This window comes from Variovorax sp. LjRoot175 (assembly GCF_964253805.1).
Lineage (GTDB): Bacteria > Pseudomonadota > Gammaproteobacteria > Burkholderiales > Burkholderiaceae_C > Variovorax.
In genome coordinates this window covers 4,966,528-4,980,928 of the sequence record NZ_CAXURY020000001.1, presented here as the reverse complement: position 1 = coordinate 4,980,928, position 14,401 = coordinate 4,966,528, and the positions used below count along the sequence as shown (strand labels likewise).

Genomic DNA, 14,401 nt, shown 5'->3' with positions numbered 1-14,401 from the left:
TCGCGATTGAAAAATTTCAGCGCACCGCGACGACGTCGGGGAACATCGCGCGGTCCCAGCCCAGTTGCTCCTGCAGCAGGCGCCAGTCGAAGCCGCTGCCTGGGTCCGCCTTGCGCCCCGGCGCAATATGTTCATGGCCCGCGATGAACGCGATCGCATGGCGCTGCGCGAGCGCCGGGCAAAGGCTCGCGAGGGTCTCGTACTGGGCGGGCTCGAAGCCTTCGCCCTCCAGGCCTTCGAGCTCGATGCCGATCGAGTCGTCGTTGCAGTTGGCGCGGCCGCGCCACGATGAAGGACCGGCATGCCAGGCGCGGTCGTCGCAACTCACGAACTGCCACAGCTCGCCGCTGCGGCGCACATAGAAATGGGCCGAGACCTCGATGCCGCGGATGGTCTGGAAGTAGGGATGCGCATCCCAGTCCAGCTGGTTCGTGAAAAGCTGCTGGACCTCGTCGCCGCCATAACGTCCCGGCGGCAGGCTGATCGAATGCAGCACGATCAGATCGATCTGCGCGCCCTCGGGGCGCGGCCCGAAATTCGGCGAGCGCAGTTGCCGGGCGAAGCGGTACCAGCCGGCCTGCCAGAGGCCTGCGTTGTCTTCAGTCGTCGGCACCGTTGCCATTCGCCTCGTCGCCGCTGGGGGTCGCGATGCCCAGGCGCGCGATCCGGTAGCGAATCTGCCTGAGGCTCAGGCCGAGCCGCGCCGCGGCAGCGGTCCGGTTGAAGCCGCTCTCCTGCAGCGCACGCACGAGGATCTCGCGCTCCTGCTGGTCGAGATAACTCTGCAGGTCGCTCGGTACCGTGGGTGCCGGCTTTGCTTCGGAGGGCGCTGCTGTCGTGCTGGCTGCGGGCTGCTGTTCCGGAGTTGCCGGCGCCGGGGCCACAGGCAGTGCCATGCTGGCGCTGCCCACGAAATCGAGATGGAGCACGTCGCCATCGCTCAAGGCCACGGCGCGATGCAAAAGGTTTTCGAGCTCACGCACGTTGCCGTGCAGCGGATGCTCCGCGAGGCGCTGCAGCACATCGGGCGAAAGAACGGGCACCGGCATGCCGGCATCGCGCGCGATGCGTGCGAGCAGGGCCTCGCAGAGTGCGGGCAGGTCTTCGCGCCGCTCGCGCAAGGCCGGCACCGCGATCTCGATCACGTTGAGGCGATAGAACAGGTCCTGGCGGAAGCGGCCGGCTTGCACCTCGGCCTGCAGATCCTTGTGGGTGGCGCTCACGATGCGCACGTCGACCGCGTCTTCCTGTGTCGAACCGATCGGGCGCACGTTGCGCTCCTGGATCGCGCGCAGCAGTTTGGATTGCATCGGAAGCGGCAGGTCGCCGATCTCGTCCAGGAACAGCGTACCGCCGCGTGCGGCCTGGAAGTAGCCGTCGCGGTCCTGCGAGGAGCCGGTGTAGGAGCCTTTTCTCGCACCGAAGAATTCGGCCTCGAGCAGATTCTCGGGAATCGCGCCGCAGTTGACGGCGACGAAAGGGCCGTCGCTGCGCTGGCTGCAGGCATGCACCGCGCGCGCCACCAGTTCCTTGCCGGTGCCGGACTCGCCGCGCACCAGCACCGGCGCCATGCCGCGCGCCACCTTGGCGATGCGGGACTTGACGAGGCGCATCGGCTCGGACGCGCCAACCAGCCGTTCGAGCGCAGCCAAGCCGGCGTTGCTGGTCGTCGCCGCGACCTTGCTGCTGCCCTCGTCGGCCTGGCGCATGGGCCGTGCAGGCGTCGCCTGGGCCTGCACGGCAGAGGCGACGACGGCGCGGAACTGCTTGAGGTCCACCGGCTTGGTGAGGTAGTCGAAGGCGCCGGCCTTGAGGGCCTCGACCGCGTTCTCGGCCGAGCCGTAGGCCGTCATCACCACGCAGCGCTCGCTGCGCTGGTCCTGCTGGATGCGCTGCAGGATCTCCATGCCGAGCCCGTCGGGCAGGCGCATGTCGGTGATCACGGCATCGAAGCGGCCCGCGTCCAGGTGCTCGCGGGCTTCCGACACGCTGCCGGCCGCCTCGACCCGGTAGCCCTCGCGCAGCAGCGTGAGTTCATAGAGCGTGCGCAGGTCGGGCTCGTCGTCGACGACCAGGATCTGGGCAGGGGGCCGAGGTGCTGAGGAGGTGGGGGTGCTCACGGCGCTATTGTGTCAGCCGGGTCTCGCCCGCAGCGAAGGAGACGAAGAATTCGTTGCCTTCCGGCCCCGCTGCGTAAAGGGCGCGGCGCTCGTAGCCGATCGTCGCGCCGTGCCGCTCGCACAGCTCGCGGCAGAGGAAGAGGCCGAGGCCGCTGGAGCGGCTTTCGGAGGAGAAGAAGGGCTCGAACAGATGGCGCTGCACCGCAGGTTCGAGCGGTGCGCCGTCGCTCCACACCTGTAGGCTGGCGCGGCCGGCCGCGTTCTGGCGCGTCGTCACCTGGATCGAGCCTTCGCGATCGCCGGCATAGCGCGCGGCGTTGTCGAGCAGGTTCACGAGGATGCGCCGCAGATGTTCGATGTCGAAGCGCACCACGCTGCCGGCCGCTTCGAGAACCAGCAGCACGCCCTGGCGCTGCGAGTGCCGCACCCACTCCTCGGCGAGCGTGCGCACGGTCGAATCGAGGGCCAGCTGTTCGCCCAGCGGCAGCACCCGCTGCTGGCGGGCCCGCGCGACATCGAGCACTTCGTCGACGATGCGCGAGAGCCGCTGTGCGTTCTGCTGCACCATCGTCGTCAATTGGCGGTGCGCCGGGTCGACCAGGTCCTCGCCCAGCAGCGCGCTGGCCTGGGTGATGGCGGCCAGCGGGTTGCGGATCTCGTGCGCGACGGCCGCCGACATGCGGCCCATGGCCGCCAGCTTCTCGGTGCGGATGCGCGCCTGGAGCTCGCGCAGGTCCTGCAGGAACATCACGCACAGGCTCTCGGTGTGGCGGTCGGTGCCCGGCGTGAGCCGCGTGCGGACCCGCACTTCGCGCGGCGCGCCCTGCGCCTGCGCGACCGGAATTTCCTTCGATTGCGGCGTGCGCCGCGCGAAGGTCTGGCGCGCAATCGCGGCCAGGGCGGCCCAGGCCGGATAGGTGCTCAGCGCGAAGGGCAGTGCGAGTTCTGCCAGCCCTTGCCCGAGAATCGCGTTGGCGGCGGGGTTGGCGGCATGCACCTGCCCTCGCTCGTCGATCACGAGCACGCCTTCGCTGAGGGTCTCGATCACGAGGTCGTTCACCAGCGCGTGCATCTGGGCGGTGCTTCGATTGCGCTGCGCCAGCGCTTCTTCGCGCGTGAGCCGCCGCGCCAGCTCGTGCGCGAGCAGCGCCACCACGAACAGGCCGGTGCCGGTCAGCGCCGCCTGCACGAAACGCGGCGATGCGTCGCCCGGCTGCTGCAGCCAGTACCAGCCCGCATGCACCAGCAGCAGCAGCGTGACGGCCGCGGTGGTGCCCAGGCCCACCATGCCCGAGCCCAGCACCGCGCCCATCAGCACCGGCAAGGCAAAGAGCGGCGTGTAGTTGATGCTGCCGATCTGCAGCAGTTGCAGCGCGGTGAAGGTGATCAGGTCGATGCCGATGGTCGAAAGCCAGGCGGCGCCGAAGCCGCGCACCGGCAGCTGGAAGAGCGCATAGCGTGCCGCCAGCAAGGCCGCCCCCAGGTAGCCGACGGACAGCGCGATCGCCGCCGGCTCCAGCGGCTGCCCGAGCGCGAAGGTCACCGCCTGCAACAGCAGCAGCACGACGGCGACGAAGCAGCGCGCGGTCATGAAACCGCGCCACAGGCGCAGCAGCGCCGAGCTTTCGCGGCCGAACTGATCGAGCAGGCTCCAGTCCGTCGCCGGCTCGCCACGCGACCAGAGGAAAGTGCTCATCGGCAATGCGCCTCAGTGCGCAGCCGCCTGGCGGTGCGCAGCGCTGCAATACACCGCGCCGTCGGGTCCGCTGATGGCATCCGCTGCCGGCAGATGCAGCCCGCAATGGGCGCAACGCACCATGGCCTGCGGCGCCCCGACGGCCGGCGTGGCGGGCGGCGGCGGCGGCGGGCGCGAGCGCATCTCGTCGCGCCGATTCTTGCGCCAGAGCCAGATCGCCACGAAGACCACGGCGAGGACGAGCAGGTATTTCATGGTGTCGCGCGCGCCAGCACCACTTCGAGCACGAAGCGCGATCCGACGTAGGCCAGGAGCAGCAGGGCGGAGCCCGCGTAGAGCACGCGCCGGGCCGTGCGGCCGCGCCAGCCGAAGCGAGCGCGCCCGATCAGCAGCACCGCGAAACTGAGCCAGGCCAGCACCGAGAACACGGTCTTGTGGTCCCATTTCCAGGCCCGCGCACTGGCGCCGTACAGCGTCTCGCTGAACAGCAGGCCGGCGAGCAGCGTGGCCGACAGCAGCACGAAGCCGGCGGTGACGAAGCGGAAGGTGAGGCGCTCCATCGTCAGGAGCGGCACACCGCCCTGCGGCTCGGCCGCGAGCCGGATCTGCTTTTCGGCACGGGTCATGAGCCAGGCATGCACCACCGCCGCGGCGAACAGGCCGTATGAGGCGATGCCGAGCGCCAGGTGCAGAGGCAGCCAGGGCGAGGCCGACACATGCAGCGGCGTGCCGGGGAACAGCACGGCGAGCAGCACCGCCGCCGCGCCCAGCGCCGCAAGCACGCGCCGCACCTTGAGCTGCGGGTACATGCGGCTTTCGATCGCGTAGACCGTCAGCACCAGCCAGGCCGTGACCGACAGCGCCGGCGCGAAGCCGAAGCGCGGATCGCCGCCGACCAGCCCGACGCCCAGTGCGCAGGCGTGCAGCAGCCAGGCCAGCCCGAGCAGCCATTGCATGGAGGGGCGGCCCAGCCAGGAAGAGGCAGCGGCGGTCGTGCCATAGGCGGCGGCGGTGGCGATGCCCAGCGCCACGCCGAGTGGGGAGGGGATCGCTAAAATCATCGGTCGGAGTTTAGCGTCTCGCCTTGGCGAGACGCCTCTCGCTCCCGTCTATATACCGGTCCCGCCGAGCGGGAAGCACCATGGCCACCGCCCTCACCGAAAAATTCTCCCGCCTCGTCAAGCAGGTCAGCGGCCAGGCCCGCATCACCGAAAGCAATGTGCAGGACATGCTGCGTGAAGTGCGAATGGCCTTGCTCGAAGCCGACGTCGCCCTGCCCGTGGTGCGCGATTTCGTCGCCCGCGTGAAAGAAAAAGCGCTTGGCCAGGAGGTGCTCGGCTCGCTGAAACCCGGCCAGGCGCTGGTCGGCATCGTCAACCGCGAACTCGCCGCGACCATGGGCGAAGGCGTGGCCGACATCAACCTGGTGGCCCAGCCGCCGGCCGTGATCCTGATGGCTGGCCTGCAGGGCGCCGGCAAGACCACCACCACCGCCAAACTGGCCAAGCACCTGATCGAAAAGCGCAAGAAGAAGGTGCTGACCGTGTCGGGCGACGTCTACCGTCCGGCGGCCATCGAGCAGCTCAAGACGGTCACGAAGCAGGCCGGGGCCGAATGGTTCCCGAGCACGCCCGACCAGAAGCCGCTCGACATCGCACGCGCCGCGCTCGACCATGCCAAGCGCCATTTCTTCGACGTGCTGCTGGTCGACACGGCCGGCCGTCTCGCGATCGACGAGGTGCTGATGACCGAGATCCAGCAGCTGCACACCGCACTGAACCCGGTCGAAACCCTGTTCGTGGTCGATGCGATGCAAGGCCAGGATGCGATCAATACGGCCAAGGCCTTCAAGGAAGCGCTGCCGCTGACCGGCATCATCCTGACCAAGACCGACGGCGATTCGCGCGGCGGCGCGGCGCTGTCGGTGCGGCAGGTGACGGGCGTGCCGATCAAGTTCGCCGGTGTCAGCGAGAAGATCGACGGGCTGGAGGTGTTCGATGCCGAGCGCCATGCCGGACGCATCCTCGGCATGGGCGACATCGTCGCGCTGGTCGAGCAGGTCACGGCCGGCGTCGACGTCGCGGCCGCGCAGAAGCTGGCGGCCAAGGTCAAGAGCGGCGCCGGCTTCGATCTCAACGACTTCCTCGGCCAGCTGCAGCAGATGAAGCAGATGGGTGGCCTCTCCAGCATCATGGACAAGCTGCCCGCGCAGATGGCGGCCAAGGCCACCGAGGCCGACATGACGCGCGCCGAGCGCGACATCCGGCGCAAGGAAGGGATCATCAACAGCATGACGCCGCTGGAACGGCGCAAACCCGAGCTGCTCAAGGCCACGCGCAAGCGCCGCATCGCGGCCGGCGCCGGTGTGCAGGTTCAGGAAGTGAACCGGCTGCTCAACGAGTTCGAGCAGATGCAAGGGATGATGAAGAAGATGAAGGGCGGCGGCCTCATGAAGATGATGAAGCGTATGGGCGGCATGAAGGGGATGCCCGGAATGGGCGGAGGCGGGATGCCGCGCTTCTGACCGCAATAAAAAAGCCCGCTGACAGCGGGCTTTTTTATGGCGAGATCAGCGCGTCACACGCGTGCCAGCCTCACTGCATGCATCCACGCCCTGCGCAACACGGCCGGCGAGCGCGACTCTTCGGGAATCAGCAGGAAGCCCCGATCGCGCAGCGAGTTGCCCAGTGCAATCTGGCTGGTCAGCACGGTCAGCGGGATCGCCAGCAGCAGCGGCAGGCCGACCGGCATCAGCCAGGCCAGCGCACCGGCGTCGATCAGCGCGATACCGACCGCCAGCGCCGCGATCACCAGGGTCATTGGCGCCAGCTGGGCGGCGGCGATGCGCCACGGCACAGCGGCCGCTTCGCGCGGAGGCGACTTCCAGTCCAGCTTGAGGCCGGTGAGCGCCACGATCACGAACAGCGAGTGGGCCAGCATGCGGACCGGCGCTTGCACGATGGCCAGCGCGCTTTCGAGCGCGGCGCTCTTGAGCAAGCTGCCGATGCCGCCGTACTGGCGCTGCTCACCGCGCATCAGCACGGCCGCGATGCCCAGGATGCGGGGCAGGAACAAGAGGCACAGCGTCCACAGCCAGAGGCCGGCCAGTTCCATCGGCATCACCAGCCAGTGGGCGACCACGCTGGAGCCGGTGAGCCACAGGGCCGTGCCCAGCGTCAGGAAGGCGAGCCACAGCGGTGCCGAGACATAGGCCATGGTGCCGGTGACGAACATCGCGCGGTGCACGGAATGCAGGCCCGGTTCGGCCATCAGGCGCGCGTTCTGCAGGTTGCCCTGGCACCAGCGGCGGTCGCGCTGCAGTTCGGCCAGGAGGTCCGGCGGCTGCTGCTCGTAGCTGCCGACCAGGTCGGCCACCAGCCACACGTGGTAGCCGGCGCGGCGCATCAGCGCGGCCTCGACGAAGTCGTGCGACATGATGCCGCCCGACATGCCGCCGGTGCCCTTGATCGGTGCCAGCGCGCAGTGTTCCATGAAGGGTTCGACGCGGATGATCGCGTTGTGGCCCCAGTAGTGCGATTCGCCGAGCTGCCAGAACTGCATGCCGAGCGTGAACAGCCGGCCCGTCATGCGCGATGCGAACTGCTGGGCGCGGGCATGCAGCGTGACGTGGCCGATGGCCTGCGTCGCGGTCTGGATGATGCCGGCCGTCGGGTTGGCTTCCATCAGCTTGACCATCGAGGTCAGGCAGTCGCCGCTCATCACGCTGTCGGCATCGAGGACCACCATGTAGCGGTAGTCCTTGCCCCAGCGGCGGCAGAAGTCGGCCACGTTGCCGGCCTTGCGATGGGTGCGGCGCTTGCGCAGGCGGTAGTAGACCTCGACCTGCGGCTGGTTCGGGCTCTCGGCCAGCGCGGCGCGCAGCTCTTCCCAGGCGGCGCGTTCGGCGGCGGCAACCTCGGGCGTGTAGCTGTCGGACAGCACGAACACGTCGAACTGCCGCGCATGGCCGGTCGCGGCCACCGATTCGCAGGTCGCGCGCAGGCCGGCGAACACCGTGGCCACGTCCTCGTTGCAGATCGGCATGATGATCGCCGTGCGCGCTTCCGGATTCATCGGGTGGTCGGCCACCTGCTTGGCCGAGAGCGCGTGCTTGTCGCCGCGCACAGAGACGTAGAAGCCCATCAGCGCGGTCACGAAACCGGTCACGACCCAGCCCGAGAGCAGGCCGTAGAGGGCGATCTGGCTGTACTCGAGCCAGAGATTGTCGTAGTCGGGCTGCACGCGGGCGAACAGCGTCGAGGCGATCAGCGTGCTGAAGACGGTGAGCGCCATGAAGGCCAGGCGCCGCTGCGTGGCGGCACGCTGCCAGGGCTGCTTGGCCGCCCGGGCCGGCGCCGCGCCGCGCGCCGCCTGGGCTGCGCTGCCGGCGCCGAGCTTGACCAGGAGGGCCGTGCCGATGCTGTTCCAGAAGCCGCGCCAGGGGCGGGGCGCCATCGAACCGCGGTTGATCGGGGGCGCCGTCACCGAATTGGGATGGCGCTCTTCGCGGATCGGGCTGCGGTGCGAAAAATCCGCGGCCGTCAGCACTTTCAGTTGGGAGAAATCGTTGGGCTTCATATGCGACTCACCACCGTTGCTTCTGGACGGATGGCGTGTCGCCAATTGCCGGAAAGCGCTTGAACACGCAGTCCGGTGCGGCACCGCCGGCGTTTGCCAGCGCGGCCGCTGAATGACCCGCGGCACGGGGCCGCGAGAGGGAAAACTGCTTTTGACGCAGGCCGTCGCGCTGCGGACGCAGTGCGAAAGATGGGCTGTTGTGTGCTGTCATGCCTCTACAGGGGCAAACCCTGTGCCAGCATGGAAAAACGCTTTCAGATCAAGCGCTTAGATCGCTTCGGTGGCCTTTCGACTGACCGTGAACCCCGCGAGGGCTCCAAAACCCCCGAATTTGTCGCCGAATCCCGACAAGCTCTGGAGTCGCACTGAGGATGTTCAATCGAATCAACGACTTAGCTGCGTCGCTCGTCGGCGACAGGATCGCTGCCCGGCGACGCCGCGTCGGCCTTGAAGTGGCCGGGCGTGAGTTCGTGCTTCTGCAGCAGCCGGTAGAACTCGGTCCGGTTGCGGTCGGCCAGGCGCGCCGCGTCGGCCACGTTGCCATCGGTCAGCTTGAGCAGCCCGACCAGGTAATCGCGCTCGAAGCGCTGCTTGGCTTCGGCGTAGGTCTGGACCTCGACGCTCGGCACGCGCAGTGCGCGCTGCACCAGCGCCAGCGGGATCAGCGGCGAACTCGAAAGCGCGCAGACCTGCTCGACCACGTTGAACAGCTGCCGCACATTGCCCGGCCACGAGGCGGTGGTCAACGCCTTCAGCGCCTCGGGCGCGAAGCCGGAGAGGCGCTTGCCGTACTTGGTCGAGAGCCGCTGGAGGAAATGGTTGGCCAGAAGCGGAATGTCTTCGCGCCGCGCCGCGAGCGTCGGCAGGTTCAGCGTGACCACGTTGAGCCGGTAATAGAGATCTTCCCGGAACTGTCCGGCTTCCATGGCCGCATCGAGGTCGCGGTGGGTGGCGGAGATGATCCGCACATCGACCGTGATCGACTGGGTTGCGCCCACCGGCCGCACCGCGCGCTCCTGCAGCACCCGCAGCAGCTTGACCTGCAGGGCCGGCGGCATGTCGCCGATCTCGTCGAGCAGCAGCGTACCGCCGTCGGCCTGCTGGAACAGGCCCTTGTGGTTGGCGACCGCGTCGGTGAAGGCGCCCTTCATGTGGCCGAAGAGCTCCGACTCCAGCAGCGCCTCGGGGATGGCGCCGCAATTGACCGCCACGAAGGGCTTGTCGGCGCGCGCACTGGCGCGGTGGATGGCACGCGCCAGAAGCTCCTTGCCGGCGCCGCTGTCGCCGCGCAGCAGCACGCTGGCGTCCGACTTGGCCACCATGCGCGCCTCGGCCAGCAGCTCGGACATGCGGTTGCTCCGGCTCACGATCTCCGAGCGCCAGCTCTCGTCGCCGCCCTTGCCGCTGCCGGTCGTCGGCGCGCCGAGCGCCAGCGCCTGGGCGATCTTGTCGAGCAGCTCGCGCGCGTCGTAGGGCTTGGTCAGGTAGGTGAAGACGCCGCGCGCCGTGGCCTCGACCGCGTCGGGAATGGTGCCGTGCGCGGTCAGCAGGATCACCGGCAGCGTCGGATGGCGCTTGCGGATCTCGTCGAACAGCGCCAGGCCGTCGCGGCCCGGCAGCCGCACGTCGCTCAGGACCAGCTGCGGATGCTCGATCTCGAGCTGCGTCAGCGCCGATTCCGCCGAGGTCACGGCCGTGACCTGGTAGCCGGCCCCGGTGAGCCGCATCGACAGCAGGCGCAGCATGTCCGCGTCGTCGTCGACGACGAGGAGGCGGGCGCCGCTGCTGCTGTTGCTCATGGTGCGGGCTTGGGCGTGCTCGGCACCGGGGCCGCCGGTGGCGGGCTGTTGGGCCGCGAAAAGCTGCGCTCGATCGCGCGCAGCGCCTCGATGCGGTCGTTCAACTGGTCGATGCGCCGCTGGCTGTCGCGCAGCTGTTGGGCCTGCCGTTCGCGGTCGTCCTCGACCCGGCGCTGCTCCTGGTAGCGGGCAGCGAGCGCGCGGGCCAGCGGCTGCAAGGGCTGGGCATCGGCCGAGGGGTTGGCGGCCACGCGTTGCATCAGGCCGATGGCGCGTACGAGGTCGGCCGGAACGCGGGTCTGCGCCAGAACCAGCGCGACCTGCATCTGCGTCAGGGGGGCATCGCCGGGCTCGCCGAGGCGCGTGAGTTCGGCCGCGAGTTCGTTGCCGCCGAGCGGCCGCACCCTGTCGGCGTAGGCGAGCAGGGCGGCCACCGGGCCTTGCGTGAGCTGCGTGAACACCAGGGCCGGCTGCGTGGCCGGAGCCATCGGCTCGGCTTCGACCGGCATGACGGGCGGGGGCGGCGGCGGCGCGGGCACCACGGCGACGGCTTCGGCCGGCGGCTTGGGAGGTGCGCTGCACGCGGCGAGCAGCATCGGCACGACGAGCGTCATGACGAAAGCGGATCTGCGAACGATCGGAGAAAAAAGCATGGGTCGGAAGTAGCGCGTGGAGCGGCGGAGTTCAGGCGGAGCGAGGCAGTTCGATGCGGAAGCGTGCGCCGGGCCCCTCCGGCAGCAGCGTGATGCGGCCGCCATGAGCCGCAATGTACTCCTGCACGATCGACAGCCCGATCCCGGTGCCCTTGACCGAATGCTGGGGTTGCCGCTCGCCGCGGAAGAAAGGTTCGAAGATGCGGTCGCGATCGCCCTCGGCGATGCCGGGGCCGGCGTCCTCGATGTCGATGCGCGCGGTGTCGGCCGTGCTCGAGACGGCGATCGCGATGGTGCCTCCGCGAGTCGAAAAACGGATCGCGTTCGACAGCAGGTTGGCCAGCGCGGTGCCCAGCTTCACCGGGTCCACCACCACTGCGATCGGCTCGCCTTCCGCCCGCACCGTGAGGCCGTTGGCCTGCCACTGCAGGCGCTGGGCCTCGATCTGTTCCTCGATCAGCGGCAACAGCGGCGTGCGCTGGCGGCGCAGCTCGCGCGCCTCGAAGGCCGCCGCGTTGAAGCGCAGCAAGGCCTCGATCTGTCCCTGCAGCGCGATGGTGTTCTGCTGCAGGATCTGCGCGACCTCGCGCTGCGCCGGGTTCAAGGCGCCGGTCACGCCGTCTTCCAGCAGCGAGACGCCTTCGCGCAGCGCGGCCAGCGGTGTCTTGAGTTCATGCGACACGTGACGCAGGAAGCGTGCCTTGTCGGCGTCCAGCTCGGTGAGGCGCAGCCGCAGCCATTCGAGTTGCTGCGATACGCGGCGCACGTCGGCCGGGCCGCGGATGTCGATCGGCTCGTCGAGCCGGTTTTCCCCGAGCCCGACGATGGCGTGCTCCAACCGCTTGAAGGGCCGCGCCAGCCAGATGCCGAAGGCGAGCGCAAGCGATACGGCCAGCGCGCTGGCGGCCAGTACCTCGCGCATCAGCCGCCGGCGCGCGTTCTCGATGCGCTGCGCGAGCGCGTTGTTCTGCGTCTCGATCAGGAACTGGACCTGCTGTGCGATGTTGGTGTTCAGCGCGTCGAGGTCTCGGAATTGCATCGCCATCGAGCTCTCGCGCGCGAGCGCGGTCTCGGGAGCGCCGCCCATCAGGCCCTCGATCACGCTCATCTGGGCCCGCCACTGGTCGGGGCCGGCGGACGGCAGGCCGTTGACGCCGAGGCGATCGAGCACGTGGCGGGCGTCGCGCGCGGCCTCGTCGAAACGGCGGCGCAGCACCGCATCGTTGAGCACCAGCGACTGGCGCCCCGCGCGCTCCATCGCGGCGCTGCGCTCGGCCAGCGACTGCGCCGCGCCCGACAGCGTGAGGGCGCGCGCGGCCGCGTCGCGGCTCTGCGTCACCAGCGCGTCGTACTGGAACACCGAACGCAGCGCGACGCCCACGAGCAGCGCCGTGATCAGCAGGAACGCGAACAGCAGCAGCTGCCGGAACGAGCCGCGCGCCGACTTCAGTTTCGCCATCAGGCCGCCGGCACCGCGGCTTCGCGGGCCGATGCCTGGGGCGATTCGGCGGTCGGGACCTCGCCGCGCAGCGTGTAGGCCAGCGAGCGGGTGATGCGCACGTCGATCATGCGGCCGATCAGCCGCGCATCGCCTTCGAAATTGACCACCCGGTTGCACTCGGTGCGGCCCATCAGCTCGTGCGCATCCTTGCGCGAAGGTCCTTCGACCAGCACGCGCTGCAGCGTGCCGACGCGGCTTTCGCCGAAGCGCTTGACGTTGCCGTCGATCACGGCCTGCAGCCGCTGCAGCCGCGCGAGCTTGACCGCATGCGGCGTGTCGTCGGGCAGGGCGGCCGCCGGCGTGCCGGGGCGCGGGCTGAAGATGAAGCTGAAGCTGTTGTCGAACTCGAGATCGTCGATCAGCTTCATCATCTTGTCGAAGTCGGCATCGGTCTCGCCCGGGAAGCCGACGATGAAGTCGCTGCTGAGCGAAAGGCCGGGGCGGATGGCGCGCAGCTTGCGCACCGTGCTCTTGTATTCCATCGCCGTGTAGCCGCGCTTCATCGCCATCAGGATGCGGTCGCTGCCGTGCTGCACCGGCAGGTGCAGGTGGCTCACGAGCTGCGGCACGCGGGCATAGGCCTCGATCAGCCGCGGCGTGAACTCGTTCGGGTGGCTGGTGGTGTAGCGGATGCGCTCGATGCCGGGAATCTCGGCGATGTATTCGATGAGCAGGGCGAAGTCGGCGATCTCCGCTGTGTCGCCCATCCTGCCGCGGTAGGCATTGACGTTCTGGCCCAGCAGCGTGACTTCGCGCACGCCCTGGTCGGCCAGGCCCGCGACCTCGACCAGCACGTCGTCGAGCGGGCGGTTCACTTCCTCGCCGCGCGTGTAGGGCACCACGCAGTAGCTGCAGTACTTGGAGCAGCCTTCCATGATCGAGACGAAGGCGGTCACGCCCTCGACCCGCGCCGGCGGCAGGTGGTCGAACTTCTCGATCTCGGGGAAGCTGATGTCGACCTGCGGCCGGCCTTCGCGCTCGCGCTGGTTCAGCATCTCGGGCAGGCGGTGCAGGGTCTGCGGGCCGAAGACCACGTCGACGTAGGGCGCACGCGCGATGATGGCCGCGCCCTCCTGGCTCGCCACGCAGCCGCCGACGCCGATCTTCACGCCGCGGGCCTTTAGATGCTTGACGCGGCCCAGGTCGGAGAACACCTTCTCCTGCGCCTTCTCGCGCACCGAGCAGGTGTTGAAGAGGATCAGGTCGGCCTCGTCCACGTTGGTGGTCGGCTCGTAGCCCTGGGCGGCGTGCAGCACGTCGGCCATCTTGTCCGAGTCGTACTCGTTCATCTGGCAGCCGAAGGTCTTGATGAAAACTTTGGGGGTCATGGGGTGCTCCCGGTGAGGTCCGGTTGGCCTTGCTCTTTCGTCATGGCGCGCCTGGCCGGCGGCAAGGCGGCCGGGCCCTGGCGTCGAAGGCGGGCGCTTTTACTACTGCCCGTAGCGGGGCAGCTGGTCGAACGGCGTCTTGCCGTCGTCGCGCGGGCCGGTGTCGGCCACGAAGGGCCAGAAGTTCAGAAGCGGCTTCTCTGCCGATTCGCGCTTGGCCTGCGCCTCCTCGGGCGTGAGGATCCAGACTTCGCGCACCAGGCCGGCGGCATCGCGCGTGTAGTTGACCAGCAGGTTTTGGCCGGTGATGGAGGCCGGCATCACCAGCATGTGCTGGGCGCTGCGGATGCGCGCGCCCGGCGAGAGCCGCTCGGGCTGGCCGTCGAGCTGGATCTCGGGGGGGTTCAGCACCATGAATTTGCCGCGCAGCGTGCCGACGGGGAAATTGCGGCCGCCTGCGGCGGCTTCGTTCTGGGTTTGCGGCACGGGCGCGTCCTGGGCCCAGGCGGGCGCCATTACTGCGCCGAGCGCTACTAAAATGAGAGCATTCCAGGGGGTGATGCAGCGGTTCATGGTGTTCATCCAGAGGCTGTGGGAGCGGGGATTCTAGCGGCCCGTTCCCTGTCGGCCCACGCCGGAGCCGCGTCCATGGCGTGCGGTCCCTCATGGTCGCTTTACTTATCTTTACGGGGGTGATGGACTCTTGCAGTCTGCCGCTGCTCCAAT

12 protein-coding genes are annotated in these 14,401 nt (G+C 69.0%); 1 reads left to right on the top strand and 11 read right to left on the bottom strand.

The window, feature by feature from the left end; translation table 11 throughout:
* Positions 1 to 16 precede the first annotated feature (16 nt).
* Genes ampD through ACSQ89_RS24695 form a run of 5 tightly spaced genes read right to left on the bottom strand, consistent with a single transcriptional unit; the run spans position 17 to position 4,877 of the window.
* Positions 17 to 613 (bottom strand): 1,6-anhydro-N-acetylmuramyl-L-alanine amidase AmpD, encoded by a 597-nt coding sequence (gene ampD / locus ACSQ89_RS24715; RefSeq protein ID WP_093104180.1) that lies wholly within the window; start codon positions 611 to 613, stop codon positions 17 to 19.
* The gene (locus tag ACSQ89_RS24710; protein ID WP_436293611.1) at positions 600 to 2,120 is read right to left on the bottom strand and encodes a sigma-54-dependent transcriptional regulator; all 1,521 of its coding nucleotides are present in this window, start codon (positions 2,118 to 2,120) and stop codon (positions 600 to 602) included. The genes ampD and ACSQ89_RS24710 overlap by 14 nt, the downstream gene beginning before the upstream one ends.
* 4 nt (positions 2,121 to 2,124) lie before the next feature.
* A complete protein-coding gene (locus ACSQ89_RS24705) occupies positions 2,125 to 3,816 on the bottom strand; it encodes a two-component system sensor histidine kinase NtrB (protein WP_436293610.1) in 1,692 nt (563 codons plus the stop codon).
* 12 nt (positions 3,817 to 3,828) lie between these two features.
* On the bottom strand, positions 3,829 to 4,071 hold the full coding sequence (locus ACSQ89_RS24700) for a PP0621 family protein (protein WP_436293608.1): 243 nt from the start codon (positions 4,069 to 4,071) through the stop codon (positions 3,829 to 3,831).
* Positions 4,068 to 4,877 (bottom strand): cytochrome C assembly family protein, encoded by an 810-nt coding sequence (locus tag ACSQ89_RS24695; protein WP_436293607.1) that lies wholly within the window; start codon positions 4,875 to 4,877, stop codon positions 4,068 to 4,070. The genes ACSQ89_RS24700 and ACSQ89_RS24695 overlap by 4 nt, the downstream gene beginning before the upstream one ends.
* An 80-nt stretch (positions 4,878 to 4,957) precedes the next feature.
* On the opposite strand from ACSQ89_RS24695, the gene ffh reads away from it, so the two are divergent.
* Positions 4,958 to 6,340 carry a signal recognition particle protein gene (gene ffh, locus ACSQ89_RS24690; RefSeq protein ID WP_093104068.1) on the top strand — a complete coding sequence of 461 codons (1,383 nt, stop codon included), beginning with the start codon at positions 4,958 to 4,960 and terminating at the stop codon, positions 6,338 to 6,340.
* 53 nt (positions 6,341 to 6,393) lie between these two features.
* Here the strand turns inward: ffh and mdoH are convergent, their stop codons facing one another.
* From mdoH to ACSQ89_RS24660, 6 genes are all read right to left on the bottom strand, one after another.
* Complete coding sequence (mdoH, locus tag ACSQ89_RS24685; protein WP_436293606.1) at positions 6,394 to 8,394, bottom strand: glucans biosynthesis glucosyltransferase MdoH; 2,001 nt, start codon at positions 8,392 to 8,394, stop codon at positions 6,394 to 6,396.
* 392 nt (positions 8,395 to 8,786) lie between these two features.
* Complete coding sequence (locus ACSQ89_RS24680; RefSeq protein WP_436293605.1) at positions 8,787 to 10,193, bottom strand: sigma 54-interacting transcriptional regulator; 1,407 nt, start codon at positions 10,191 to 10,193, stop codon at positions 8,787 to 8,789.
* Complete coding sequence (locus ACSQ89_RS24675; RefSeq protein WP_436296551.1) at positions 10,190 to 10,846, bottom strand: hypothetical protein; 657 nt, start codon at positions 10,844 to 10,846, stop codon at positions 10,190 to 10,192. The genes ACSQ89_RS24680 and ACSQ89_RS24675 overlap by 4 nt, the downstream gene beginning before the upstream one ends.
* Positions 10,847 to 10,877: 31 nt before the next feature.
* Positions 10,878 to 12,305: a sensor histidine kinase gene (locus ACSQ89_RS24670; RefSeq protein WP_436293603.1), complete on the bottom strand. Its 1,428-nt coding sequence runs from the start codon at positions 12,303 to 12,305 to the stop codon at positions 10,878 to 10,880.
* Positions 12,305 to 13,675 (bottom strand): tRNA (N6-isopentenyl adenosine(37)-C2)-methylthiotransferase MiaB, encoded by a 1,371-nt coding sequence (miaB, locus tag ACSQ89_RS24665; RefSeq protein WP_436293602.1) that lies wholly within the window; start codon positions 13,673 to 13,675, stop codon positions 12,305 to 12,307. The genes ACSQ89_RS24670 and miaB overlap by 1 nt, the downstream gene beginning before the upstream one ends.
* 102 nt (positions 13,676 to 13,777) lie before the next feature.
* Positions 13,778 to 14,248, bottom strand: a complete 471-nt coding sequence (locus tag ACSQ89_RS24660; RefSeq protein WP_436293601.1) for a hypothetical protein — start codon at positions 14,246 to 14,248, stop codon at positions 13,778 to 13,780.
* Positions 14,249 to 14,401 lie beyond the last annotated feature (153 nt).